The sequence below is a fragment of the Aeromonas sp. FDAARGOS 1411 genome, assembly GCF_019047125.1.
GTDB lineage: Bacteria > Pseudomonadota > Gammaproteobacteria > Enterobacterales > Aeromonadaceae > Aeromonas > Aeromonas veronii.
In genome coordinates, this window is record NZ_CP077214.1 from 198,660 (window position 1) to 225,166 (window position 26,507).

General features: G+C 58.2%; 20 protein-coding genes. 14 read left to right on the forward strand and 6 right to left on the reverse strand.

Going from position 1 to position 26,507, the window contains the following annotated elements; all coding sequences use genetic code 11:
- Positions 1 to 226 precede the first annotated feature (226 nt).
- The 3 genes from I6L41_RS00840 to mscM form a co-directional block, all read right to left on the reverse strand.
- Positions 227 to 2,104 carry a methyl-accepting chemotaxis protein gene (locus I6L41_RS00840; protein WP_005335052.1) on the reverse strand — a complete coding sequence of 626 codons (1,878 nt, stop codon included), beginning with the start codon at positions 2,102 to 2,104 and terminating at the stop codon, positions 227 to 229.
- A gap of 155 nt (positions 2,105 to 2,259) precedes the next feature.
- Entirely contained in the window at positions 2,260 to 2,943 is a 684-nt protein-coding gene (locus I6L41_RS00845; protein ID WP_216950300.1) for a glycerophosphodiester phosphodiesterase, read from the reverse strand.
- 24 nt (positions 2,944 to 2,967) lie between these two features.
- A complete protein-coding gene (gene mscM, locus I6L41_RS00850; protein WP_216961308.1) occupies positions 2,968 to 6,249 on the reverse strand; it encodes a miniconductance mechanosensitive channel MscM in 3,282 nt (1,093 codons plus the stop codon).
- A gap of 155 nt (positions 6,250 to 6,404) precedes the next feature.
- Here mscM and I6L41_RS00855 point away from each other — a divergent pair, with 155 nt between their 5' ends.
- A complete protein-coding gene (locus tag I6L41_RS00855; protein ID WP_100647208.1) occupies positions 6,405 to 7,742 on the forward strand; it encodes an MATE family efflux transporter in 1,338 nt (445 codons plus the stop codon).
- Positions 7,743 to 7,830: 88 nt separating this feature from the next.
- On the opposite strand, the gene I6L41_RS00860 is transcribed toward I6L41_RS00855, so the two are convergent.
- The gene (locus I6L41_RS00860) at positions 7,831 to 8,652 is read right to left on the reverse strand and encodes a peptidoglycan DD-metalloendopeptidase family protein (RefSeq protein WP_201932412.1); all 822 of its coding nucleotides are present in this window, start codon (positions 8,650 to 8,652) and stop codon (positions 7,831 to 7,833) included.
- Positions 8,653 to 8,954: 302 nt separating this feature from the next.
- Between I6L41_RS00860 and I6L41_RS00865 the strand changes: the two genes are divergently transcribed.
- On the forward strand, positions 8,955 to 9,734 hold the full coding sequence (locus I6L41_RS00865) for a BPSS1780 family membrane protein (RefSeq protein WP_042054576.1): 780 nt from the start codon (positions 8,955 to 8,957) through the stop codon (positions 9,732 to 9,734).
- A gap of 66 nt (positions 9,735 to 9,800) precedes the next feature.
- Here the strand turns inward: I6L41_RS00865 and I6L41_RS00870 are convergent, their stop codons facing one another.
- Positions 9,801 to 10,700, reverse strand: a complete 900-nt coding sequence (locus I6L41_RS00870) for a LysR family transcriptional regulator (RefSeq protein ID WP_157162115.1) — start codon at positions 10,698 to 10,700, stop codon at positions 9,801 to 9,803.
- A 126-nt stretch (positions 10,701 to 10,826) separates the two neighbouring features.
- Here I6L41_RS00870 and I6L41_RS00875 point away from each other — a divergent pair, with 126 nt between their 5' ends.
- From I6L41_RS00875 to oxyR, 4 genes are all read left to right on the forward strand, one after another.
- A complete protein-coding gene (locus I6L41_RS00875; protein WP_042054609.1) occupies positions 10,827 to 11,687 on the forward strand; it encodes a Vmh family MBL fold metallo-hydrolase in 861 nt (286 codons plus the stop codon).
- A gap of 75 nt (positions 11,688 to 11,762) precedes the next feature.
- Positions 11,763 to 12,407 (forward strand): DsbA family protein, encoded by a 645-nt coding sequence (locus I6L41_RS00880; protein ID WP_216961311.1) that lies wholly within the window; start codon positions 11,763 to 11,765, stop codon positions 12,405 to 12,407.
- A gap of 172 nt (positions 12,408 to 12,579) precedes the next feature.
- Positions 12,580 to 14,220: a methyl-accepting chemotaxis protein gene (locus tag I6L41_RS00885; RefSeq protein ID WP_201987336.1), complete on the forward strand. Its 1,641-nt coding sequence runs from the start codon at positions 12,580 to 12,582 to the stop codon at positions 14,218 to 14,220.
- A gap of 156 nt (positions 14,221 to 14,376) precedes the next feature.
- On the forward strand, positions 14,377 to 15,276 hold the full coding sequence (oxyR, locus tag I6L41_RS00890; RefSeq protein ID WP_005354003.1) for a DNA-binding transcriptional regulator OxyR: 900 nt from the start codon (positions 14,377 to 14,379) through the stop codon (positions 15,274 to 15,276).
- Positions 15,277 to 15,325: 49 nt separating this feature from the next.
- Here the strand turns inward: oxyR and I6L41_RS00895 are convergent, their stop codons facing one another.
- Positions 15,326 to 17,797, reverse strand: a complete 2,472-nt coding sequence (locus I6L41_RS00895; RefSeq protein ID WP_042054572.1) for a penicillin-binding protein 1A — start codon at positions 17,795 to 17,797, stop codon at positions 15,326 to 15,328.
- Between the two features lie 300 nt (positions 17,798 to 18,097).
- Between I6L41_RS00895 and tapM the strand changes: the two genes are divergently transcribed.
- The 8 genes from tapM to I6L41_RS00935 all read left to right on the forward strand — a co-directional run bounded on the left by tapM (position 18,098) and on the right by I6L41_RS00935 (position 26,479).
- Complete coding sequence (tapM, locus tag I6L41_RS00900; RefSeq protein WP_005362273.1) at positions 18,098 to 19,159, forward strand: PilM family type IVa pilus assembly protein TapM; 1,062 nt, start codon at positions 18,098 to 18,100, stop codon at positions 19,157 to 19,159.
- A complete protein-coding gene (gene tapN, locus I6L41_RS00905; protein ID WP_005353997.1) occupies positions 19,147 to 19,725 on the forward strand; it encodes a PilN family type IV pilus biogenesis protein TapN in 579 nt (192 codons plus the stop codon). The genes tapM and tapN overlap by 13 nt, the downstream gene beginning before the upstream one ends.
- A complete protein-coding gene (tapO, locus tag I6L41_RS00910) occupies positions 19,722 to 20,321 on the forward strand; it encodes a PilO family type IV pilus biogenesis protein TapO (RefSeq protein ID WP_019446350.1) in 600 nt (199 codons plus the stop codon). Before tapN ends, tapO begins: the two co-directional genes overlap by 4 nt.
- Entirely contained in the window at positions 20,318 to 20,851 is a 534-nt protein-coding gene (locus I6L41_RS00915) for a pilus assembly protein PilP (RefSeq protein ID WP_005335020.1), read from the forward strand. Before tapO ends, I6L41_RS00915 begins: the two co-directional genes overlap by 4 nt.
- 16 nt (positions 20,852 to 20,867) lie before the next feature.
- Complete coding sequence (gene pilQ / locus I6L41_RS00920) at positions 20,868 to 23,102, forward strand: type IV pilus secretin PilQ family protein (RefSeq protein ID WP_216961315.1); 2,235 nt, start codon at positions 20,868 to 20,870, stop codon at positions 23,100 to 23,102.
- A 191-nt stretch (positions 23,103 to 23,293) separates the two neighbouring features.
- Positions 23,294 to 23,812 (forward strand): shikimate kinase AroK, encoded by a 519-nt coding sequence (gene aroK / locus I6L41_RS00925; RefSeq protein ID WP_005335014.1) that lies wholly within the window; start codon positions 23,294 to 23,296, stop codon positions 23,810 to 23,812.
- A gap of 14 nt (positions 23,813 to 23,826) precedes the next feature.
- Positions 23,827 to 24,909 (forward strand): 3-dehydroquinate synthase, encoded by a 1,083-nt coding sequence (gene aroB, locus I6L41_RS00930; RefSeq protein ID WP_021229792.1) that lies wholly within the window; start codon positions 23,827 to 23,829, stop codon positions 24,907 to 24,909.
- Positions 24,899 to 26,479 (forward strand): SPOR domain-containing protein, encoded by a 1,581-nt coding sequence (locus tag I6L41_RS00935; RefSeq protein ID WP_216961319.1) that lies wholly within the window; start codon positions 24,899 to 24,901, stop codon positions 26,477 to 26,479. Before aroB ends, I6L41_RS00935 begins: the two co-directional genes overlap by 11 nt.
- Positions 26,480 to 26,507: the final 28 nt, after the last annotated feature.

Here is a 26,507-nt window from a genome sequence, read left to right on the forward strand (position 1 = left end):
AAGTTTTTTATTGTAATTTTTTAATGAGAATTATTGGCATTTATGTATTCGGATAGAAATAGGTAATCCGAAATGCTGCGGTGACTACGGCGGTGATCTGATAATCCCAAACGAATCACAAGGATTTCAAGGCGGGGTATTTGGCGGGTAATGTGAGGTTACTCACTGAAAATTAAGCGCTATTTAGAAAAATAAAAGGGGCCTGTACGGCCCCTTTTGCTCATGCTCAAATGCGGAACATGCCGACCTGATTGCTCAGTTCACCCGAAATATTTTTAAGTTGTTCAGAGAGATGGCGTGAGCTGTCTGCATCTACTGCCAGTTCGTCCGAGACATCTTTCACCGCCTGAATGTTGCGGCTTACCTCGTCGGTGACGGCCCGCTGCTCTTCAGCCGCGCTGGAGATCTGGGTCGCCATGTCGGAGATCTGGTTGATCGAGGTGGTGATCTGTTCCAGCGCATGGGTGGCGTTGTTGGCGTCATCCACGCTGTTCTGGGCCAACAGCTGGCCTTCGTGCATGGTGCTGACCGCTCCCTGGGTATTGCGTTGCAGGGTTTCGATCATATTGCGGATCTCGACGGTGGAGCTGTGGGTACGCTGTGACAGGACGCGCACCTCGTCGGCTACCACCGCAAAGCCGCGACCCTGTTCACCGGCACGTGCCGCTTCGATGGCGGCGTTGAGTGCCAGCAGGTTGGTCTGCTCGGCGATGCCCTGAATGGTGGAGAGGATGGTGTTGATCTCCTGAGCGTTTTTCTCCAGTTCCTGAATGATGTTGGAGGCCTGTTCCACCTGGGTGGCCAGATCGGTGATGGAGCGCTGGTTGCGGGCGATCACCTGTTTGCCATGCTCGCAACTGCTGGAGGAGCTGCGGGCCGCTTCGGCGGTCTGCTCGGCGTTGCTGGCGACCTCGACCGCGGTGGCCGACATCTCGTGTACTGCAGTGGCGATCTGGGAGATCTCGTTTTGCTGGCGTGCCAGCCCCTGATTGGCCTTCTCCGCCATGCTGTGGGAGGACTTGGCCTGCTGGTTGAGTTGACCGGAGGAGTTGGAGATATCCTGCACCATCACATGGATCCGCTCGATGAAGGTGTTGACGTGTTTGGCAACCGCGCCTACTTCATCCTCACGTTCAATCTTGATGCGGCGGGTCAGATCGCCGTTGCCACGGGAGAGATCGGCAATCGCTTCGCCCAGGGTTTTCAGAGGGGCCAGTGAGCCGTTGATGGCGACATAGGAGAAGCCTGCCACGATCAGTATGGTGATAAGCCCCTGAATGAAGGAGGAGGTAACCATGCGGCGTACCGACTGGTAGGCGATCTCTTCATCCACCATCATGCCGTAATACCAGTTGGTATTGGGAATGGCATTAAAGTCGTAGACCTCTTTCTTGCCGCTGATCACCAGCTCGTTGATCATGCCGTCATGGGCGACCTGATTGATGTAGGCGGCAGTCAGTTCCGGTGCCAGAGCGGTGGCGGATTTCAGGCTCAGGGAGGCATCGGGGTGCGCGATGATGGTGCCATTGCTGTCCACCAGCATGGCGTAGGTGCCCTCGGTGGTGACCGCCAGAATGTCCGAGATCAGTGAGCTGATGGAGACGTCACCGGCGATGACCCCCTGGGTATTGCCACGCTGGAACGGCTCGGCAATGGTAACAATCAGCTGGCCGGTGGAGATATCGGCATAGGGGGCAGTGATGACCAGTTTGCCTGCGGCGGCCGCGTCCTTGTACCAGGGGCGTTGACGGGGGTCATAACCGGCTGGCAGGTCGGTTGGTTTGCTCTGGATCATTTTGCCGTCTGCGGTACCGGCATAGACCAGGTCGAAGCCACCGGCATTCATGGACTGGGCCAGATGACTGATGGGCTCGTCTTCTTTGGCGAACGCTTCCTTGGTGGTACTGACCATGCTGATCCGGGAGTCGACCCAGCGGGAGATCCCCTTGACGTTGGCCATGGAGCTTTCGTCGATGATGTTCCAGACCAGTCGCTGGGTCTCGCTGCGCAGTTGCGAGGTGTTGTACCAGACCTGCAGGCAGGTGATCACCAGAATGATGACCCCGATAGCCAGGACAAGCTTGTTTTTAATGGATAAGTTCATAGTTACATCCTTGTGAGCGTCAGTCTGAAGTGTGTGGAATCTAGTTATTGTTATGAGCCTCTGTTTATCGGCTGAAGTTGAACTCTTTGTATCCCGGTCAGCTATTTAAAGTTAGTGCCTAAATCAGTGGTTATCCATGCGCGTATCCCCCCCCCTTACTGCGCCAGAAAACGATCTGGTCGATTGGTGAAGATTCCATCGATCCCCATGCTAGAGAGCGTTTCATAATCTTCTGGATAATCAACGGTATAAACCAGAACTTTGAGCCCCCGGCGATGTGCATCATCGACCAGCGCGGCGTCGATGAAATCAACATCGCAATTGATGGACCAGCCCCCCAGCTCGTCGGCAAACTGCGCCAGGTTGAGCGGTAGGTTGGCGGTCAGGGCACCGAGCCGGATATCGGGCCGCAAGGCGGCAAATCGTGCCAGCTCCGGGTGATGGAAGGAGGAGACCACCCACTGCCCGGGAGTAAAGCCCAGCTCGGCCTCTGCCCGTCGGGTCAGGGCTGCCACCGCATCGGCGGTATGAGCCCCCTTGAGCTCGATATGCAGTTCGCAGCGTCCGGCGATGATCTCCATCACCTGCCACAGGGTCGGGATCACCTCTCCCTCACCGGCATCGAGCTGCTCCAGATAGGAGCGGGATTGCTCGGTCAGCACCCCCTTGCCATTGGTGCAGCGCTCCAGCCGCCGGTCGTGGAAGACCCACAACTCGCCATCGGCTGCCTGCACGTCGATCTCGATGGCTGATGCGCCCAGCTCCAGCGCTTTGGCCATCGCCTTTAGGGTGTTCTCCGGTGCCAGACCGCTGGCGCCACGATGGGCAATAATCTGCATGTTCTGCTCCTTTTACCTCGCGGATCAGCCGCGGCTCAGGTGAATGTCGATCTGTTGATGGGGCAGGGGAAGTCCCTGCTGCTGCATCTTCTCCAGCACCAGCGAGTGAACCTCGTGGGTGATGGGCATCCGGTGATCCATGTTGTTGACGTAGAGGCGGATCTCGTAGATCAGTGCCGAGTCGGTGAATTCGATCAGAAAGACCTCGGGCGTCGGCGTCTCCAATACCAGGGTCGATGCCTGGATGGACTCTTCCAGAATGCGCTGCACCAGTTTCGGATCCCGGGTCAGGCCGATCCGGATCCGCAGTTTGACCCGGGTGATGGCATCGGAGAGCGACCAGTTGATGAACTGTTCTGTGATGAAGGCCTTGTTGGGCACGATGATCTCCTTGCGATCCCAATCCACGATAGTCGTCGCCCGGGTCTTGATCTTGGTGACGGTGCCGGTGAGATCGCGGATGGTGACGGTGTCACCGAGCCGGATTGGCTTCTCAAACAGGATGATGAGGCCGGAGACAAAGTTGGCGAAGATCTCCTGCAGACCGAAACCCAGTCCCACCGAGAGGGCTGCGACCAGCCACTGGGTCTTCGACCAGTCGATGCCGAGCATGGAGAAGCCGGTGAGGGCACCGATCAGGATCACCAGATACTTGCTGGTGGTGGTGAGGGCAAAGCCGGTACCCGGGGAGAGGCTGAGGTGCTGCAGCAGGGTCAGCTCCATCAGCCCCGGCAGGTTGCGGGCTGTCACCACGGTCAGAATGAAGACGAAGGCGGTCAGCATCAGATCCTGCAAGGTGATGGCCGAGAGCTGCTCGATGCCGCCAATCTTGCTGCTCACCTGCCACACCTCGATATTGCTGAGGAAGCTGAAGGCGGAGTTGAGATCCGACCATTGCACCACCACCAGCATGGTAAAGCCCAGCATCAGCAGGGTGCGCACCAGTCCCAGCGACTGGGCGCTGATGGTATCGAGATCCAGCTCAGTCTCTTCCACCACGTCCGGGGTCTCGGAGCTGAACTCGTCATGCCCCTCTTCCCGGCCGCGCTGGGCCAAGATCTCGGCCCGCTTGCTCTTGGCACGCTCGAAGGCGAGGCGGCGGCGCTGGATCAGCATCCAGCGTCTGGCCAGATAGTAGACCAGCAGGCAACCCAGCCCCATCAGCAGGCTAAGCTCCAGCTGGCGTAGCAGGGTGCGCGAGGTATAGAAGTAGCCAAACAGGGCGCCAATCACCGCCAGCAGCGGCGCCAGCATCAGGCTGTTCCAGATGAAGTGGTGCAGCAGATGGGGCTTGGTCATGTCGGTCTGGCCCCAGGTGAGTGGCAGCCGCTCCCGGTTGAGGCGGGCAAAGAAGAGCAGCAGCCAGAGTGCACCGATCATGAAGGCCATCCGGCCGAGGGAGTCGTAGAAGGCGTGTTCCTGATAGCTGTTGGCCATCCCCTGCACGAAGAAACTCGGGATCAGCACCAGCAGCAGGGTGCGAAACTGCCCCCACACCTTTTGCACCTGTTCTCGGGGCCAGCGGAAGTGGTGGATCAAAATCCCCCGCTCCAGCGTCAGGTGGCGGGCCATCACCAGTGCCAGCAGCAGAAACCAGATCTCGCCAAGGCCGCGTGCTACCGCCACCGCAAACGGGTATTGCCAGGCCCCTTCGAGCAGGCCGCGCACCATCAGCACCATGGCGGGCAAGGGGAGGGCTGCAAGCAGGGAGCGCAGCAGCAAGCGGCTGGTGAGGCTGAATTTGTCCTGAGTTACCTTGCCGATCCGCGGCGCAATATGGTCGCAATAGAGGTTCAGGTGACGGGCCAGTTTGAACCAGCTCCAGGCCAGCACCAGCAGCCCAATACCGGCCAGCGTGAGGCTCAGCGGGCTGTTTTCGGCGATGGCGTAGGGCAGTTGCAACCAGTTGTCCGGGTTGAAGGCCAGGGTCAGCGCGGCGGGAATGCCGAGCATCACCTGTGGGGTAAAGGGGCGCACATCGGGCATCCAGAACAGGTGGCTGGCGCTGATCTCACGGATCTCGTCGATCTTGCTGTTCTGACGGCTGTAGAGCAGTTTGAGGCGGGTCTGCTCCTGAATGAGGGTGTCGGAGGCGTCGTTGAGCCGGGTCAGCAGCTGGCGCCGGGCTTTGAGCAGGTTGTCGAGCACCGCTTGCTGTGGCCGATCGAGCGTCACCTCCTCTTCGGCCATCAGCTTGTCGCGCAGCTGGCGGGTATCCTTGAGCCCATCCTGCTCGCTCTCGTACTGGTACTTGGCCATGCGGGCGCTGACGATGGCGGACTCCAGCTTGTCGAGGGGGAACTGGGGAGGCAGATCGGAGAGTTTGCTGCGCAGGTTCTCGCCGTAGGCATTACTGATCTGCAGCCACTCCAGCTGTTCGCGTACCGAGTTGACCAGCTCATTCAGTTCAAACAGATTCTTGTCGACGCTGCGCTGCTCATCCTGCACCCGCTCAATCTGATCCTCCAGCGTGCCGAGCTGGATGGAGAGCGCCTGATTCTGCTGTTGCTGCTCCAGCAGCAGCGGCATGTCGGTGGTGAGTTGTTTGCGCAGCCTTTCGCTCTCCTCCAGCGCCTGCTCGGTCTTCTCCCGCCGCAGCTGGTTCTGCTGGGTCAGCAGGCTGGCTTGCCACTCATCCTCGTCGGCGATGGCCAGATTGAGCTCCTGCAGTTTCAGCTTGCCGAGATCGTTGCGCTGCTGGGCAGAGAGCTGCTCCAGCTCCAGCATCTGGATCCGGTCGGAGAGGCTCTGCTCCTTCATTCTGGTCAACAGCAGCTGTGCCTCCTGCTGGCGATCCGATTCGCTGCTGAAGCTCAGTCGCTCCAGCTGGCTGCGGGTCAGTTGCAGCTGTTTGCGCAGATCATCCACCCGCAGGTGATACTCCTGCCCGGTACTCTCCAGCTGGTTGAGGCTGTCCATCACCCCCTGCCGCTCCTTGCGCAGGTTGAGCTGGCGGTTGCTGCTCAGGCCAATGGCCTGGCGCAGCGCCTCCTCCTTGAGGCTCGCCAGCGGCGGGCGAGCGGCGGGCTGATAGTTGTGCAGGCTCTCCTTGAGCCGTGCCGACTCCTTGGGGTAATCGATAAGGATCTGCTGATAGGCTTTACTCTGCTCCCGGTAACGCTCGGCCTCTCTGGCAAATTGCAGCGCCTGCTGGTAGCTCTCCCGCAGTTTCTGGTTTTCCGGGGTATCGCTCTTGGGCACGCTCTGCAACAGGGATTCGGCCTGGGCAATGGCATCGTCGGCGCGCACGGCTGGCGGCAACAAGATAAGGGAGAGCAGCAAGAGGGTGAGCAGGCGTTGCAACATGAGGCTCGTTTCCGTTCAGAAGAGGTGGCCCTAGCCTAAAACAGGGCAGGGAGGCGGGTAAAGCAGTCTATATTAATGATTCATAACACAAATAACAGGAAGTCGTGCTGCCGTTTCGCTATGATCCCGGCCGCTTTCTCTCCACCGAGTCGAATATGTCAGCTGTTGATCTGGGCACAGCCCCGCTATCTCGCCTTTTCTGGCGTTACGTAACCCCGACAGTGGCGGCCATGCTGATCACCGGCATCTATGTCACCATCGATGGCATCTTCGTTGGCCATGTGCTGGGTCAGGATGGCATGGCCGGTTTGATGCTGGCTTATCCCATCTGCGCCGTGCTCTATGCGGTGGGGGCGCTGATCGGCATGGGGGCCTCGTCGCTGGTCTCCTTCTATCTGGGGCAGGGCAACCCGGCCAAAGCCCGCCATATCGTCGGCAATGCCCTGGTGATGGTGTTGCTTGCCTCGGCACTGCTCAGTTTTATCGGGATCCGTTATGGCGAGCCCATGCTGGCCTGGATGGGAGCGGAGGGGGAGATCTTCACCGCCGGGCTCTCCTACCTGCAGGCCTACGCCTGGCTGGGCGTCTTTGCGGTGCTGTCGATGGCGTTCAGCTCGCTGCTGCGCAACGATGGCCGCCCCGGGTTTGTCACCCTCATCATGGTGGTCGGGGGGCTGCTCAACGTGCTGCTCGACTATCTGCTGATGGTGGTGTTTCCGTTCGGACTGGCCGGGGTGGCGACGGCCACTATGCTCTCCCAGGCAGTGACGGGCCTAGCCTGCCTGTGGCACTTCTTCACGCCGCGCAGCCAACTGCGGATAAGCTGGGACACCTTGCGCCCCGATCTGCGGCTGATGGGTGAGACGGTGCGCCTCGGGATCTCCAGTTTTCTGATGTACCTCTATCTCTCTGTGGTGCTGGCGCTGCACAACAAGGCGTTGCTGGCGGTCGGCACTTCGCTGCACGTGGCGGCCTACGGGGTGATCAGTTACACCGAGGCCTTCTTCTATCTGGTGTTTGAGGGGATCGCCATGGGTATCCAGCCCATCGCCAGCTTTAACGCGGGCGCCGGTCACTGGCGGCGGGTGCTGCGGATCCGCAATCTGGCACTCGGAGTGACGTTGGGGATCGCCCTGTGCGCCATGTTCCCGCTTTATCTGTGGCCGGAGGCGGCGGTCTATCTGTTTGCCGGCGACAACGCCACCTTGCTGCCGGTGGCGAGCCTCGGGATCTGGCTCTACTTCTGGGGGCTGCCGATGGAGGGCTTGCTGCTGGTGGGGGCCACCTACTTCCAGGCCATCAACCGGGCCCGCATCGCTTCCCTGCTCACCGGTGGCAAGCTGGTGCTGATCGGCGGTTTCTTGTGGGGATTCTCGACCCTGTGGGGCGTGCCCGGGGTCTGGCTGGCATTGCCAACGTGCAGCTCATTGCTGGTGTTGGTGATGTGGCGGGCGATGCGTCGGGAGTCCGGCGCCCACGCGCTGGCCGGATAGGTAATCAGGTTCGACGTGCAGATAGCAGACAGGCAGCCATGGGCTGCCTGTTTTGTTAGAGGATGTTTTGTTAACGGGCTCTGCCGATTCAGGGCTTGAAGGCACCGATAAAGATGGCGGGATCGACCCGGGTGTCGTTGAGGCTGACGTTCCAGTGCATATGGGGGCCGGTAGCGCGACCGGTCGAACCGACTCGCCCGACGATGCCGCCCCGCGGCAGGCTCTGGCCTAGCTTCACATCTACCTTCGACATGTGGCAGAACATGCTGATGAGCCCCTGACCGTGGTCGACAAAGACGGTATTGCCATTGAAGAAGTAGTTGCCGATCAGGATCACCTTGCCTGCGGCGGGGGACTTGATCGGGGTGCCGGCGCCCACTGCGAAGTCGAGGCCGGAGTGGGGATTGCGCTCCTCGCCATTAAAAAAGCGACGCAAGCCAAACGGGCTGGAGAGGGGGCCGTTGACCGGCTTGTCGAACAGCAGGTTGCTTGGCTGGTTGGGGCTGAAGGTCTGGTAAGCCCGGGTCTGCTCCGCCAGCTCGCGGTTGATACGTGTCATATCCTCGGCAAGCGGATTGACCTGACGGCTGTTCTTGAGCTTGATGTGCTGCTCGCGGTAGTGCTTGGGGGTCACGGTGAAGCCGAGAGTACGGCCATCACCTGTGTTCAGTTGTTGGGCGCCGGGCATGCTTTTCAGAGAGATGCCGACGATGGCGATCCACTGGTTGTCTTCGCGCACCACCAGCACAGGTTTGTCATGATAGCGGGCCGTGGGGGCAGTGGGTGACGCGCCAAGAGGGATCACTGCAACGCCACCCGGCACCGGATGGTTGAGCAGGCGACTGATAAAACCCTCGGCCAGGGCTGACTGGCTGGCCAGTAACAACAACAGACAACACACAACTCTCATGACGATACCACTCGATGTTAAAGCGCCCGGGATGGCGGGATGACAACCCCCTGTCCGGTATTCGTCGATCACTAAAGTGTGATCACGACACGTAGGACACGACAGGCGCGGCTGGGGAAGGGGGCAGATTGTGCCTCGTTATGGTCGGGGCAGCCAGAGGCGGGGCGTGGCTGACGCCCCTTTTGTGCATAGCTGCGTCAGGTTTTATGTCGTGGTCGGGCCGCTTCGCCATTGAGTCGCCCCCGCCCTGGCTCTAGAATCGGCTTCCGGCACTGATGCCACCGACACTCCGAGGAGACGATATGAACGGATTACCCCCTTTGCGCACCACTCCGGCCCGGTACACGACAGGTCGTGGCTGGCTCTGGGTTCGCAGCGGGTTCGATATCTTCAACAAGGGGATGGGGATCAGCGTGGCTATGGTGCTGGTCTGGTTTATGGTGGGCATGCTGCTGGAGCAACTGCCGGCGGGTGGCCTTATCTCCCAGCTGCTCTACATGGTGTGGGGCGCGGGTTGGGTGGCGGTCGCCGCTCGGGGTTATCGGGGGGAGCCGCTGCAGTTTGCCGATCTCTTCGCCGGTTTTCGCCACAAGCTGACCCCGCTGATGCTAGGCGGTCTGCTGGTGTTGCTGCTGTTCAGCCTGGTGGGCCTCGTCTGTCTTGGTCTGCTCTCCATGTGGGGGCTGCTCCCGCTGTTGACGCAGGATCCCGAGAGCATGGTGGTCTCAGCCAGCCAGTTGCAACAACTGCTGCTGGTATTGCTGGTGGGGATGCTGCTCATTATTCCCGTGCTGATGGGGGTCACCTTTGCGCCTGCGCTGATCTACCACCACGATATCGGCATCATTCAGGCGGTACGGCTGAGCTTCTTCGGCTGCTGGCGCAATATTTTTCCCTTCTTCTGGTGGGGGCTACTCTCAGCTATTTTGTTGTTGTTTGGCGCTGTGCTGTTGCTGGTAGGTCTGCTGGTGGTGATCCCGGCGCTCAACTACTCCATCTATGTGGCTTATCGGGATATTTTCCTGGACGAGAGTGCGCAGCCGGAAGCGCCGCACTCAGAACCATTCGGATTTGAAGCCTGATCAAGGGATCAGAGTGAAGAAGGGGCCCGCAGCGGCCCCTTCTTCATGATCGGGTTTGAGGTGTGCTCACTCCTGCCAGATGGGATCCGCCGCCATGCGGGCCAGCAGAAAATCGAGGAAGCTGCGCAGCAGTGGCGACATCTGCTTGCGGGTGGCATACACCCCGTAGACCCCGAGGCGCTTGGGTTGCCAGTCGGTCAGCAGGGGCACCAGTTCCCCACGCTCCAGATAGGGTTGTGCCGAGTAGCGGGGTTGCAGGCTGATCCCGGCACCTTCAAGCGTTGCTTCCAGCAGCAGGTTGGAGATATTGGCGCTCAGGTTACCGCTGACCGGCACTGACTCGGGACCGTTCGGTCCATTGAACTCCCACAGGCTCTTGCCGAAGTAGGTGTAGGTGAGGCAGTTGTGCAGCGCCAAATCCTGCACCTTGTGTGGCATTGGATGACGGGCCAGATAGGCCGGGCTGGCACAGACTACCGAGTGGCAGGTGCCGAGACGGCGTGCCACCAGATTGGGGTCGAGGTCGTTGGTGATGCGCACCGCCAGATCGATCCGCTCCTCTACCAGATTGACGGTTCTGTCGAGCAGCAGAATGTCGATGGCCGTCCCCGGGTATTGCGCCAGATAGTCGTTGGCAGCACCGACCAGCAAGGCTTCCGACAGGGAGTAGCTGCTGGTGATCCGCAGTTGTCCCTTGGGGGCGTCATCTCCCTTCACCGCGATCTGCTCCATCTCCTCGCCGAGTGCCAGCATGGCGCGGGCCCGGTTCAGCGCCTCCTCTCCTGGCCCTGTCAGGCTCAGACGACGGGTGGTGCGGTGCAGCAGGCGGGCACCCATCCAGCTCTCCAGCTCGGCCAGATAGCGTGACACCATGGCGCGCGACATATCCAGTTTCTCTCCGGCGCCGCTCAGGCTCCCTTGTTCGACTACGCTGACAAAGACCCGCAAGGCGGTCAGTCGATCCATGTCTGGCTCTCTATATGTTCGATGTGTGCAACAGTGATGCGCTTTTTATGCTGTATTTGCACCTTAAGTGATCCAATACACTGTGTCCATCAAATGAACCCCCGAATACTTAATGAGGAATAGATGATGAACAACACCCTGATCCGCAACCTGACTCTGGCGACTACCTTGTTGAGTGGCGCCGTACTGGCCGCCCCCCTGAGCGTGACCGTCTACAACCCTGGCGAGAAGGCGATCTTCCCGGTCTCCTCCTCACTGGTGACCGGTGACAAAGAGGCCATCCTGATCGATGCCCAGTTCGACGTGCAAAATGGTCAGGCGCTGGTCGACATGATCAAGAAGAGTGGCAAGAAGCTGACCACAGTCTATATCAGTGCCGGTGACCCCGACTTCTACTTCGGTCTGGAGCCGGTCATGGCGGCGTTCCCGGATGTCAAAGTGCTGGCCGATCAGCACGTGGTTGACCACATCAACCAGACCAAGGATGCCAAGCTGAGCTACTGGAGCCCGATCCTCGGCAAGGGCGCACCGAAGAGCCTGACCGTGCCGCAAGTGATGACCGCCAGCCACCTGACGCTGGATGGCGAGAAGATTGAAATCAAAGAGATGAATACCCCGAATGCCTACCTCTGGGCCCCTTCCATCAAGACTGCTTTTGGTGGTGTGCCGGTCTACCACGGGGTGCATGTCTGGATGGCGGACAGCCAGACCAAGGCGGCCCGCAGTAACTGGGTCAAGGCGCTGGACAACCTGCTGGCCCTGAAACCCGAGCGCGTGGTACCGGGCCACTTCCTGGGCACTGCTCCCAAAGGCACTGCTGCTGTGACCTTTACCCGTGACTATGTAGAGCGTTTCGAACAGGAGCTGGCCAAGGCGAAAAATTCCGGTGAGCTGATTGAGGCTCTGAAGAAGGCCTATCCGGCACTGCCGGTTGACGATGGTCTGGCCATCGGTGCCAAGGTCAATACCGGCGAGATGAAGTGGTAAGCCACTGAGCCTGCTTTCCCTGTGTTTTTTTACCGGGCCTAAGGGCCCGGTTTTTTATCCGAGATCGAAGTGAGAATGAAGATGAGCGAACAACAAACCACCCTCCATTATGTCTATGACCCGCTCTGTGGCTGGTGCTACGGTGCCGCCCCCCTGTTGCAGGCGGCAGCAACTATTGCCGGACTCAAGATCGAGCTGCATGCGGGCGGTCTCTGGCTGGGTAGTCGCCGTCAGCCGATGGGCGAGGCATTGCGTGATTATGTGCGACCCCATGATCAGCGGATCGAAGCGCTGACCGGCCAGCATTTTGGCGAACGCTACTTTAACGAACTGCTGCTGCGGGAAGGGTGTCTGCTGGACTCCGAGCCGCCGATCCGTGCGGTTTTGGCCGTCACGGCGTTGGGGGGCGATGGGCTGGTCATGTTGCACCGGATCCAGCAATCCCACTATCGGGACGGGATCTGGATTGGTGAGCCTGCGTTTCTTGCCACGCTAGCGGCAGAGCAGGGGATTGCAGCCGAGGCATTTCAGCAAGCTTATCTGCAGGCCCCCTTGCTGCAACATCTGGCAGATAGCCAGGGCTGGATGAAACGGCTGGGTGGTCAGGGTTATCCCACCCTTGGGTTGATGCACAACGGTAAGGTGAGTGCTGTGCGAGTGGCTGACTTTTTGGGCGATCCTGCCGGGTTGCGTCAGCATCTTCTTGAGTTGATGGAATAGTTATTAGAATGTGAACGGACAAGGTCTCTTTAGAAGTGGAGTGAATGGGCCGATATTCCTGTATGCAGAAGCGATATGAAAGCCTTCGACTTTCTGCTTGCAGACTATGCTCTATGTGACCATTCCCGGCGGATGTTGCGGGAGTGCAGACTCATTTCAAGGAAGCCCCCATATGTTCAAAAACATGTCTATCGGCCAGAAACTGAGTGCCGGATTCGCCATCCTGGCACTGCTGGTACTGGGCTTGGCCTGGTTCTCCATCAGCCAGTTGGCAAAGCTCTATGGTGATACCGAAACCATTACTGACAACCTGCTCCCGTCAACCCGCTATGCCAGCCAGATGCACGTGGCCATTCTGGATGCGCGCCGCTCCGAGCTGTCTCAGGTGATTGCGGGGCTAAACAAAGATGATCAAGAGGTAAGCGAGCGCACCCTGACCTTCAATAAGGCCAGGCAGGAATTTGAACAGGCCGCCCAAAAATACGGTGCTTTACCTTTCACTACTGGTGAAGAGAAACAGGTTTATGAGCAGGTGGTTGCGGCGGGGGCCAAGTATTTTGCGGTGCATGACCAACTGTTGAGCGCCTTCGCTGCTGGCGATCTGGAGCGAGTCAGAAGTCTGCGCAAAAACGAAACCCGGGTCGCGCTGGAGGAGGTGGGAGCAAAATCCTTCCGCTTGCGGGAAATCAATAACGAGATTGCGGCCCAGATGACAAAAAATGTGGAGGCGCTCTACAGCAGTGCCAGAACCATGAGCGTCATCGTCAGTCTGGTGACGCTGGGTTTTGTGGTGGCAATTGCATGGCTGCTGACTGGTCAGATCCGCAACCCCGTGATGGCGTTACTGGAACAGACCCGTCGTGTCTCCTCTGGTGATCTTACCTCCCGTATCGATATGCAGCAGTTCAACAATGATGAACTGGGAACCCTTGCCAAAGGGTTTGGTGAGATGCAGACCAATCTGCGCACTCTGGTGAGTGAAGTGTCGGGCTCTGTGGTTCAACTGAGTTCCGCTGCGGAGGAGATCAGCTCTGTTGCCAGCCAGTCAGCCAACAATATGAATGCTCAGCAACATGAGCTGAACCAGCTGGCGACGGCGATGAACGAGATGCAGGCTACGGTGCAGGAGGTCTCTCGCAACACCAGCGATGCGGCCAGTGCCGCCACCTCGGCCAGCGAAACGGCAGAGATTGGTGCGCAAACGGTGAATGACTCCATTCTGCGCATCGAGCGGGTCGCCGGTGCTATCGAGAGCACTGCGGTGGTGATCCGCCAACTGGGCGATGACAGCCGCAATATCGGTATGGTGCTAGAGGTGATCCGTGGCATTGCCGAACAGACCAACCTGCTGGCATTGAACGCAGCCATTGAAGCGGCCCGTGCCGGTGAGCAGGGGCGGGGGTTTGCGGTGGTGGCCGATGAGGTGCGTACTCTGGCCAAGCGCACTCAGGATTCCACCTCCCAGATCAACACCATTATTGCCGAGTTACAGCAGCGTGCCGAACAGGCCGGCAGTACCATGCAACAGAGTCAGGAGCTGATGAACACCACAGTTGCTACCGCGCGGGAAGCGGGCGAGTCTATCTCCCAGATCAGTGGCTCGGTCAGCAGCATCTCCCACATGAACATCCAGATTGCAACGGCCACCGAAGAGCAGGGAGCGGTTAGCGAGGAGCTCAACCGTAACGTGGTCAATATCAGCCATGCTTCCGAAGAGGTGGCCGCCGGTGCCACCCAGATGGCTCAGGCGTGCAACGAGTTGAACCACCTGGCTACCCAACTGCAGGATATGGTGCGCCGTTTCAGGGTGTAATCCATCGGCGAGTCAAACAGCCCGATTACCGCAAGGTGGTCGGGCTTTTCTGTTTTGGAGGGGCAGCCAGAGAGGCTCACTGCAAGTGGATGACTTGTCCCGCCGGACGATATTGTGCATGCTGATGGCCCATTTTCCAGGCAGGACTCTTGCTGTATGAATCTTCGCGATCTCGAATATCTGGTGGCGCTGGATGAGGAAAAACATTTTCGCAAAGCCGCTGAACGCTGCTTTGTCAGTCAACCCACCCTGAGCGGCCAGCTGCGCAAGCTGGAAGATGAACTCGGGGTCATTCTGATCGAACGTACCTCGCGCAAGGTGCTGTTTACTCCGGCTGGCGATGCCATGGCCCATCAGGCGCGTCGGGTGCTCAAGGAGGTGCGCGAGCTCAAGAGCATCGGTCAGCACTTCTCCGAGCCGATGTCCGGGGAGATCCATATCGGTTTCATTCCGACCGTGGGCCCCTACCTGTTGCCCCGCATTATCCAGACCCTGCGTGAGCGTTTCCCCCAGCTGGAGTTCTACCTCTATGAGGAGCAGACCCAAACCCTGCTCAAGCGGTTGGAAGAGGGGGAGCTGGATTGCGTCATTCTGGCCGAGATGCCGGGGATGGAAGGGTTTGGTTCAATCCAGCTCTATCATGAGCCGATGTGGTTGGCTGTGCCTTGCCATCACCCCGAAGCACAGGCCAGACAGGTGCCACTCGGTAATCTCAAGGGCAAGAAATTGCTGATGCTGGCCGATGGCCACTGTTTGCGGGATCAGGCGATGGGATTCTGTTTCGCCGGCGGGATAGGTGAGGATCAACGCTTCAAGGGGACCAGTCTGGAGACGCTGCGCAACATGGTGGCCGCCGGTAGCGGCATGACCCTGGTGCCAAAGTTGGCCGTACCTGCCGATCATGATGAAGGCGGGGTGAGCTATCGACCTGTGGTTGACCCTGTGCCGGGGCGTACCATCTCGCTGCTCTATCGCCACTACTCGGTGCGTCGCCCCTGCTTCAATGAGCTGGCGGCCTCGATCGCCACGCTGATGAGCAAGCAGTTGGCCCAATAAAAAAACCGGCAGCCAAGGCTGCCGGTTTTGCTTCTGCCGTAAGAGCAGCTTAGAAGATATCGTCGGTTGAGACAGGCCCTTCCACATCGGGGTTGTCACCGCCGTAGACCTGATTGCCATCCGAGCTCGGTGCTGCATAGCGGGTCGGCTCGGTCCCTTCCTTGAAGTATTCGTCGGTGCCGCCACTGGTTGCCAGCAGGCCGGTTTCGCTATCAATCTTCACTGTCATGATCCCTTCGGGAACCGGCATCTTGTGCTCCGGCAGCTTTTTGAGGGCGACTTTCATGAAGTCGATCCAGATAGGCTGCGCGGCGCCACCGCCAAATTCGGCACGGCCAAGACCACGCTGGTGGTTGTCAAAACCGATCCAGGAGGTAGCTACGATGTCCGGGGTGTAGCCGGAGAACCAGGCATCCCGCGATTCGTTGGTGGTACCGGTTTTACCGGAGATGTCGTGACGTTTCAGGTCGCGGGCTGCACGCCAGCCGGTACCACGCCAGCCGTTGCCCCCCCAGATGGCCGTGCTCAGGGTGTCAGTGATCAGGAATGCGCTCTGGGCACTGATGGTATGCGGGGCGATGGTTGGCGCGAGAGGGGTCTGCGTGCCATCTTGTGCGGCTCCATCAACAGTTGGCTCTGGCAGTGTGCTCTGCTCGGGCGCGGCCTGCTGCTCGCAGGTGGTGCAAGCAATAGCAGGATTGGCCTGATAGAGGGTGTTCTCTAGGCTGTCGGTCACTTTGTCAATGAAGTATGGGGTCACCAGGAAGCCACCGTTGGCCAGTACCGAGTAACCACGCACCACTTCGAGAGGGGTGAATTCGGCAGCGCCCAGTGCCAGCGACTCATGGGGAGAGATGAAGTCGCGGGGGAAGCCAAAGCGGGTCAGACCGTCGATATAGGTATCCAGACCGATGGCGCGCATCAGTCGAACCGACATCACGTTCTTGGACTTGGCCAGACCCAGACGCAGCGGGGTGGGGCCATCATAAACGGCCGGGGAGTTCTTGGGCTGCCACATGGGCCCTTTGGATGGATCCCACTGGTTGATCGGCGCATCGTTGATGAGCGACGCCAGGGTATAGCCATGTTCCAGAGCGGTCGCATAGAGGAAAGGCTTGATATTGGAACCGATCTGGCGACGCGCCTGATCGACCCGGTTGAATTTGGAGAGTTCGAAGCTGAAACCACCGACCAGTGCTTCCAGAGCCCCATTTTTCGGGTTCATGGCAACCAGCGCGGCGTTGACGTCCGGGATTTGGGCCAGCAGCAACTCTTCGCCCTCTTCCCGCACCCAGATCTGGGCGCCGACTTTCAGCACATCTCGCGCCGATTTCGGGGCATAGCTCTGACGGTCGTCGGTAATAAAGGAGCGAGCCCATTTAATGCCGTTCCAGCCGAGCTCTGCTTCCTTGCCATTTTTCAGTACCAGCGTGGCGCTGCGATCACCGAGCTTGGTCACGACCGCCGCCATCAGCGGATCGTAAGTGGGTTGTTTGCCAAGGTGAGCGACGATCTGCTCGTAATCCCAGGCTGTCTCGCCAGCCTTCCACAACTGAGCCGTCGGGCCGCGATAGCCGTGGCGCATGTCATAGGCAAAAACGCCATCCAGCAGTGCCTGTCTTGCCGCCCGCTGACGTTCGGCAGAGACGGTCGTGTAGACGTGCAGGCCCATGGTGTAGGCATCTTCACCGAACTGCTCGACCATCTTCTGGCGCACCATTTCCCCCAGATAGGGGGCGTGCAGGGTCACTTCGGCGCCGTGAAAACGGGCCTTGATCGGCATCTTGGACGCTTCGTCAAACTGGGCTTGGGTGATCTTGCCGGTTTCCAGCATCCGGCCCAGCACAACGTTGCGGCGCGCAAAGGCGCGCTCGGGGGAGCGGATGGGGTTGAGCATGGAGGGGGCTTTCGGCAGACCTGCAATGATGGCGATCTCGTCCAGTCCCAGATCCTTGACCTCTTTACCAAAGTAAACCTGTGCCGCAGCACCGATCCCGAAGGAGCGATAACCGAGGGGGATCTTGTTGAGGTACAGTTCGAGGATCTCGTCTTTTGAGAGATTCTGCTCGATCCGCCAGGCCAGGAAGACCTCCTTGATCTTGCGGATGATGGTCTTCTCATTGCTCAGGAAGAAGTTGCGGGCAACCTGCTGGGTGATGGTACTGGCCCCCTGACGGGCATGGCCGGAAACAGCCCAGACGGATGCGGCTCGAATGATACCAATCGGGTCAATGCCCGGGTGCTCATAGAAACGTGCATCTTCGGTCGCCAGTACGGCATCGATCATGGGTTGCGGAATTTCGTCCAGACGCAGCGGAATGCGACGAATTTCGCCATATTGGGCGATCAACTCCCCATCCCGGCTGTAAACCCGCATCGGGGTTGCCAGCTTGACGTCACGCAGTGCGGTGACATCGGGCAGTTGGGGTTTGATATAGAAGTAGATACCGATGAGGCTGGCAACACCCAGCACAGCACCCAGCATCATGACAATAAACAGGCGAACGAGCCATTTCAGCATGGAAGAACTACCAATCGTCTTAAAATTAGCCAACGGGCGCAGAGTATAGCCCTTTTGCCATCGGGAATTCGAGGTTTTCCTGTGGCGAGCCACCCACCTCAAAAGGATGCGAGAGGTTAGCACTACGGGGAGCAATAACCAAGGAGGGCCACTTGCCATGAAGAAAGCGAGATGGGTCACTTTTCGGCATAAACTTTATGACATTGATAGTTAGAGCATTTAGGATGAGTGAAGCACTCCTCTGATCGGGTGTCCTACACTCTGTTCAGGAATAAAACCAAATAACGCATGGATGTGTATATGTTTGGGCTTTTTAACAAGGGATCCCTCCTCCCTCTGGTGGGCATTGATTTTGGTAGCCAGACCATCAAGGCCGTTACCCTCAGTGGCCGACCTGGCAAGCTTCATCTCGAGTCGGTCGCCGATATTGCCACCCCGAAAGGGACGCTGGTTGACTATCAATTGCAGGATATCGAGCGTGTCAGCCAATCTCTCAAGAGCCTCAAGCGCCTGATCCCTGCTCACAGCGACTATGCCGCCACTGCGGTGACCGGCTCCAACGTGATAACCAAGGTGATCCAGATTGATGCCCGCCTCAGCGACAAGGAGCTGGAGAGTCAGGTGCAGCTGGAGGCCGAGCAGATCATTCCCTTCCCCCTTGATGAAGTGAGTCTCGATTTTGAGGTGCTGAGCACCAACAATAGCGAAGATCGTCAAGATGTGCTGCTGAGCGCAGCCCGCACCGAGAGTGTCAACGGCCGGGTCAGCGCCCTTGCCGAAGCCGGTATTGCCGTCAAGGTGGTGGATGTGGGCGCCCATGCGCTGGGCCGTGCCGTGGTGGCCTGTCTGCCCGAATTGCAGGAGAGTGAACGGCCGATCGGGGTGATAGATATCGGTGCCAGTGCTATGACCTTTGCGGCGCTGGTCAAGGGAGAGGTGATCTACTCCCGCTTGCAAAACTTCGGCGGCGATCAGTACAGCCAGGCGCTCTCCTCCTTTTATGGCATGACGCTGGATGAGGCTGAGCAGGCTAAAACCAAAGGTACCTTGCCTGTTGACCATGAGCTGGATGTCTTGATGCCCCACATCAACTCGCTGCTGCAGCAAGTGCGGCGCAATATCCAGCTGTTTTGCAGTTCATCCGGTTATCGCGACATCGCAAAACTGGTGCTGACGGGGGGAGGCAGTCTGCTACCCGGTTTGTTGGTACAGGTAAAAGAAGAGGTCAATTGCGAGGTGTTGCACCCGGATCTGTTCGCCCTGTTTGGCAAGCCGAAAGGGGAGGCCGAGCTGGTACATGGTGCTAAATATATGACGGCATTCGGGTTGGCTCTGAGGAGTTTCACACCATGTCAAATATAAACCTTTTACCCTGGCGTGAAGCCCGGGCCCAGCGCCAAAAGAAACAGTTCGGGGCCTTGCTGGGGATTTTTGTGCTGGCCACGGTCGCGCTGGGATTTTTTGCCAACTGGCTGGTTGATCGCCAGATCGTCGCCCAGCAGCAGCGCAACCAGCGGCTGGTTCAGGAGATGACTATTCTCGATGCCCAGCTGGGGGAGATCCGTCTGCTCAAAGAGCGTCGCAAGGAACTGATCGATCGGATGCAGCTCATCGAGCAGTTGCAGATGCGCCGCAATGTGCCCGTTCGCCTCTTTAATCAACTGCCTTCATTGGTACCCAACGGGGTTTACCTCAACACCCTTTCGATGCAAAACAATATTATTGATGTTAATGGCAAGACTGAAGCATATGGTCGGGTGGCCAGCATGATGCGGCGGATTGATGGTTCCGGTTGGTTGGGTCAGGCAAAGATAAGCACTATTTTTGCGGCTGATGTTGCGCCAGTGTCATTGAGCCAGTTTTCCATGATGTTCCTGATCGCCAACAATGCTGCGGCTGCAGGGAATGTGGCCAAGGAGCAACAATGAACCTTCAGCAACTCAACGAGTTGGATATCAATGACATAGCAAGCTGGCCAAAATGGGCAAAAGGGGTCTTCATCTTTTTCTGCTGCGTGTTGACCGGCGGCGCCATCTACTACTACGTGATTGCCAACTCACTGACCAGTTTGACTCAGGAAGCGGGGAAAGAGACCGAACTGAAAGCCCAGTTTGAAAGCAAGGCGATGCTGGCTGCCAACCTGGGGGCATACAAGGCGCAAATGGTTCAGCTTGAGCAACTGGTTGATACCCAGCTCAAGCAGTTGCCCAATACCCATGAGGTCGCCGGTCTGCTGGACGATATCAGCTTTATTGCTACCGACAATGGCTTGAAATTGAACCGGATCAACTGGGAACCCGAGGTCAAGCACGAGTTTTCGACAGAGCTACCGATGCGTATCGAAGTCGTGGGCACTTACCATGAAATTGGCAAGTTTACCGCTGACATGGCTGCCTTGCCCCGTATCGTCATCCTTGACTCCTTCACTCTGGGCCAGAGCAAGGATGAAGGGGAGCTGATTTCGATGTCGATGCTGGCCAAGACCTACAAGTACAACGGTAAAACAGTGGAGCCGAAACAATGAGACGCATCTGCTGGTTGTTGCCTGCCCTCTTGCTGGCGGCGTGTGGTGGTCAGGAGGACATGGATAGCTATGTCGCCCAGACCAAAGCAAGGCCGCCCATACCTATCGAGCCCTTGCCCGAGCTGAAGCCTTTTGCCCCCATGCACTACCAGCAACGCGAGTTGCGCAGCCCCTTCATGGTTCCTCAGCCTGAGGCGACGGTCGGAAGTACAAGCACTGCCAAGGCCCAGCCGGATTGTGCTCAGACCCTGATGGATCGTGAGAAAGAGGTGCTGGAAAATTATTCGCTGGCCAGTCTGTCGATGCATGGTTCTTTGGGTAAGGCAGGTCAGTTGTGGGCCTTGATCAGCACCCCGGATGGCAAATCGATGCGGGTCGGACTCAACCAGTATATGGGGCTTGATCAGGGTCGAGTCATCAAGATCACTGACACTGCCGTGGATTTGCTGGAAACCATTCCGGACGGGAAGGGGTGCTGGGTAACAAGAGAAACCCAGTTGGCGATGGCCAATGTGCAAGAAAAACAATAATCAGGGACGAACAGCAATGAGAACAACAATAGAGAGTGTATCCAAAGTAGCTTTGCTGTTTTGCGCCAGCGCCCTCAGTCAGGCGTGGGCAGTGGCAACCCTGCAGGAGATCAAGGTCAATCCGCTGCTTGCCGATCAATTGCTGGTGGAGCTCAGTTTCAGTGAGCCGGTCACAGGCTTTACCGATCGTCTCTCTTACCAACCCAATCAGCTGTTGTTGCATGTTCCCGGTGCGGTAGGGGCGCTGAAAGTGAACCCGCTGCCGATCCAGCGCCTGGGGGTAGATAATATCAAGGTTGAGGGTAAGGGCGCAGGTCTGGATATCAAGATCTCACTCGATCAGCTGGCCCCCTATCAGGTTCAGCAACAGGGGAACAAATTACTGGTGTCATTGGGCGAGGGGGCCTCTTCCGGGCTCATCAATGGTGAGAGCGCCCTGATTGCACCCGCAACCTCGGCTACTCCTGTGCCAGCGCCCTCTGCGATGGTGGCCACACCCTCTCCTTCGGCACTGCTCAATCCTCAGGTCGTCGCCCGGTCGATGCCTGTTGCGCCCGTGACTACGCCGGTAGCCACACAGCCTGCCAGCAAGCCGGTGCTCAACAACTATCAAAGCAGTGGGGGTGGCGCCTATTTCAACTCGGTTACCGGTGTGGATTTTCGTCGTGGCAAGGATGGTCAGGGGGAGTTTCTGGTCACGCTGGATAACAGCTCGGCCGCCGTCGATGTGAGCAGCCGAGGCCAGACCGTACTGGCCAAGTTTCATGGCACTCGGGTACCGGATGGCTTGCTTAATCTGATCAATGTGCAGGATTTCGCAACGCCGGTCTCTCAGGTTGAAGTCTCCCGGCAGGGCAGTGATACCCTGTTTGAACTGTCGATCAATGGTCAGTTTGATTACCGTTACGATCAGGCGGACAAGCTCTTCATTATCGAGGTAAAAAAGCGGACGACGGCCACGGCATCCAAGCAGTATCAGGGCAAACCCATCTCATTGAACTTTCAGGATATTCCAGTCCGTACCGTATTGCAGCTTATTGCCGATTTCAACAACCTTAACCTGGTAACCACAGATTCGGTATCAGGCAATATTACCCTGCGTCTGGATGGGGTGCCGTGGGAGCAGGCGCTCGACATTATTTTGAAGGTGCGGGGTCTGGATAAGCGGCTGGATAACAACATCTTGCTGGTAGCGCCTGCAGAAGAGATCGCAACACGCGAGAAGCAACAGCTGGAGAGCCGAAATCAGGTTGCCGATTTGGCTCCGCTCTATACCGAGTATCTGCAGATAAACTATGCCAAGGCCTCGGAAGTGGCTGCCCTGCTCTCTTCCGAAAGTACCAAGTTGCTGTCACCCCGTGGTGCGGTGAGCGTGGACGAGCGAACCAACGTGCTGGTGGTCAAGGATACCGCCGATGTCATCAGCAGCATCAAACGGATGCTCGATATCCTCGATATTCCGGTCAAGCAGGTGGTGATCGAGGCGCGGATGGTGACCATTGACGACGGCTTTGATGAAGCGCTCGGGGTACGGTGGGGAGTGACCAAAAACGATGGTCATGGCAACAGTACGTCCGGTTCCATCGAGGGGAATGATGGTTCTGGTAACAACAACGGCAGTTCTGCGATTAATCCCAGCCCGCGGCCATCAGCAGACGATCGGTTGAACGTCAATCTGCCGGTGACCAATGCGGCCGGTACTTTGGCCTTCCAGGTTGCCCGTTTGGCTGATGGCACCTTGCTGGATCTCGAGTTGTCGGCGCTGGAAAAAGAGAGCAAGGCCGAGATTATCGCCAGTCCGCGGGTGACCACGGCGAACCAGAAACCGGCATTGATCGAGCAGGGGACCGAGATCCCCTATGTGGAGTCATCTTCCAGTGGCGCCACCTCGGTCACCTTCAAGAAGGCGGTATTGAGCCTGAAGGTTACCCCGCAGATCACCCCTGACAACCGGGTGATTCTCGACCTGACCGTGACCCAGGATACCAAGGGTGAAACGGTACCGACCGGTACCGGTGATGCTGTTTCCATCAACGCCCAGTCCATCACCACTCAGGTGCTGGTGAACAATGGCGAGACCCTGGTGCTGGGCGGCATCTATCAGCAGACCATCAAGAGCGATGTGACCAAGGTGCCGTTGCTCGGTGACATTCCCGGATTGGGGGCCTTGTTCCGCAAGACCACCAGCGAGAACAAAAAGCGGGAGTTGCTGATTTTCGTGACGCCCAAGATAGTCACCGACGCCTTCTGAATGCTTTACATGTGAGGGTAAAACACATATAACCTTACGCCCCAATGAGGCTGGGGCGTAAGGGCTGCGGTTGCCAGTCCCGATATCTATTGAGATAATCCCCCTCCTGATCCATCGCAAGATAAGGTTCATAGGTACCCCGATCCAGTATTCATCGGGGTCGTACAGTTTGTAATTACTAACGAAAAGACATGGCTGAGAAACGCAATATTTTCCTGATAGGTCCCATGGGTGCGGGCAAGAGCACCATAGGTAGACATCTGGCAGAACAACTGCATATGGAGTTTTTCGACTCAGATCATGAGATTGAGCGCCGCAGTGGTGCTGATATCGGCTGGGTGTTCGATGTTGAAGGCGAAGAAGGTTTCCGGATTCGCGAAGAGAAGGTGATCGGCGAATTGTCAGAGCAGCAGGGTATCGTGCTGGCGACGGGTGGCGGTGCCATCAAGAGTCGCGAAACCCGCAACAAGTTGTCTGCTCGTGGCATCGTGGTCTACCTCGAAACCACTATCGAAAAGCAGCTGGCGCGCACACAGCGAGACAAACGCCGCCCTCTGCTACAGACCGAAGAACCGGCACGCGAAGTGCTGGAACGTCTGGCACAAGAGCGCAATGCCCTGTATGAAGAGGTTGCCGACTTTGTTGTGCACACCGATGACCAGAGCGCAAAAATCGTTGCCAATCAAATTGTAAAGCTGATCGGTATGTAATCTAGAGGACGTCCATGGAACGGTTGAAGGTCGAACTGGGTGAACGCAGCTATCCCATCGAGATAGCTGCTGGGTTGTTGCAGCGCCCCGAGGCGCTGGTATCGACCATCAAGGGCAAGCGGGTGATGATAGTGACCAACACGGTCGTTGCTCCGCTTTATCTTGAACGGGTAACCGCTCTGCTGTCGGGTTTTCAGGTTGAACACCTGATCCTGCCTGACGGCGAGGCGTACAAGAACCTGGCGACCTTTGAGCAGATCATGTCTGCTCTGCTTGAAACCAACCATGGGCGCGATACGACACTGATCGCTCTGGGGGGCGGCGTGATCGGGGATGTGGTGGGCTTTGCGGCAGCAAGCTATCAACGTGGCATTCCTTTTATCCAGATCCCGACCACCCTGCTCTCCCAGGTTGACTCCTCTGTTGGCGGTAAAACTGCTGTCAACCACCCCCTCGGCAAGAACATGATTGGGGCTTTTTATCAGCCCAAACAAGTTGTTATCGATACCGAATGTCTGAGTACCTTGCCCGCCCGCGAATTTGCCGCAGGGATGGCCGAGGTGATCAAGTACGGCATCATTTGGGATGCTGATTTCTTCAGCTGGCTGGAGCAGAACATGGTGCGTCTGCAACAGCTGGAACCTGCCGCGCTGGCCTACGCCATCAAACGCTGCTGCGAGATCAAAGCCGATGTGGTCGGTCAGGATGAGACCGAGCACGGCGTCCGTGCGCTGCTCAATCTGGGTCACACCTTTGGTCATGCTATCGAGGCCGAGCAGGGGTATGGCAACTGGCTGCACGGTGAAGCAGTATCCGCTGGCACCATGCTGGCTGCCTGGACTGCGCAGGCCCGTGGCGATATGAGCGAAGCGGACGTTGCGCGAGTGCGCGCCCTGCTGCTGGCCGCCAATCTGCCCATTCATGCACCTGCCGAGATGGATTTCGCCGCCTTTATTCGCCATATGCGCCGTGACAAGAAGGTGCTGGAAGGCAAGCTGCGTCTGGTGTTGCCGGTTGGCATCGGCCATGCGCAGGTGGTGGGGGATGTGTCCGATGCCGAGTTGCTGGCGGTGATCGAGTCTGGTCGTGACGAATAAACTGCTAAAACTTCCTTCCCAGCGGCAGCTGGTTGACCGGCTGCTGCATCTGATTGAATTCAATCACCCTTTCATTTTTCTCTCCGGTAAACCCGGGTGTGGTCGCGGTACCCTGTGCGAATCCCTGCTCGGCGTGTTGCCGGAAAAAGTGCGGGTGGTAAGCCTGATTGGTACGCCTGCCATGAAGATGGTGGATGTGCGTCAGCTGTTGCTGCCACAGGTGGTGGCGCGCCCGCTCTTCAATCCACAGGATGCGCTGGCGGAGAGCTTCTTTCGCATGCTGGAGGGGAGCAAGCCAGTCACCCTGTTGCTGCTGATAGAGCGGGCCGACCAGTTGCCAGCTGAATTGCTGGGAGAGTTGTGGGCGATCATACGTCATAACGATACCCTGGCGGCGCCCCATCAGCTGGCCATTATTGTCTCGGGCAGTGACGTCTGGTGTCGTACCCAACGACCGCAGCTCAAAGGGCGTGCCATGCCAGCCCTTGAGCTGGAGGTGCCGCCACTGAGCCCGCCCGAGCAGCGCATCTTCTTGTATGAGAAAGCCAAAGAGCTCAAGATCCCGGCGACCCTCTTGCCCAAGCCGCAAGTGGAGGAGATCCTGAAAACGGCGAACGGACATCCGTCCACCATCATGCAGTTACTGGAGGATATCATGACCGACAGAAGGCCCAAGAAGCGTCAGGCGGAGTTGCCTGTCAAGAAGATTGCCACCGCTATCGCGCTGGTCGCTGGCGGCCTGCTGGCGTTGAGCTACCTGCTGCCTGCGCTGTTTGACAATGAAAGCAAACCGGCACTGCCGGATCCGGCGCAGAACACGGCATTGCCGATCCCGGTAGCGGGAGGCGATCCCCTCACCGCAGGCGGTTCGAATACCGATGCCGCTGCACAAGGCGCGCAAAACAGCGATGCAGCCAGCAATCCCAACGGGGTTGTGAAAGATTGGCAGCCGGAGGCGAAAGTGCTGCCCAAATCGGTGGAGAGCGAAACTGTGACTACCGAATCAACCAATTACGAAGGGCGTCGGGTGGTGATCTCTGACGAAGTCGTGCAAAAGCTGATGACCGAACCCAAGGTGAGCGGCGCACTGCCTACTGACGTGGTGGACGAGCTGACCGGCAAGAACCCGAGTGGCACAGCCCCCAGTGGTGCAATTGCAACTACGGCGCCAGCCAGTACCTCCAAAGCACTGAATCCGGCGACAACCGCAACGCCTGCGGCCACCACCAAAACCGCCAGCAACGAGCCGGTTGCCGCGCCAGCACCCAAGGTGGCCCTGACACCGGTCGCCACCTTGAACAAGAAGCCGCGTAACCACTACAGCGTCCAGCTGATGGGGGCGAGCAACACCAAGGCGGTGGATCAATTTGTCGCCGAGCATGGTCTGGCGGGCAAGGTATGGGTCTATCAGACCAAATTCCGTGGCAGCCCCTGGTATGTGGTGCTGCAAGGGGATTATGCCGGTCTGACCCAGGCCAAGAGTGCCATTCGCAAGCTTCCGCCAGCCTTGCTGAAAGGCCAGCCCTGGCCCAAGTCGTTTGCACAGGTACAAAAAGAGCTGAAGCAATAGCCTTGATACCGGATAAGGGGGTAGAATC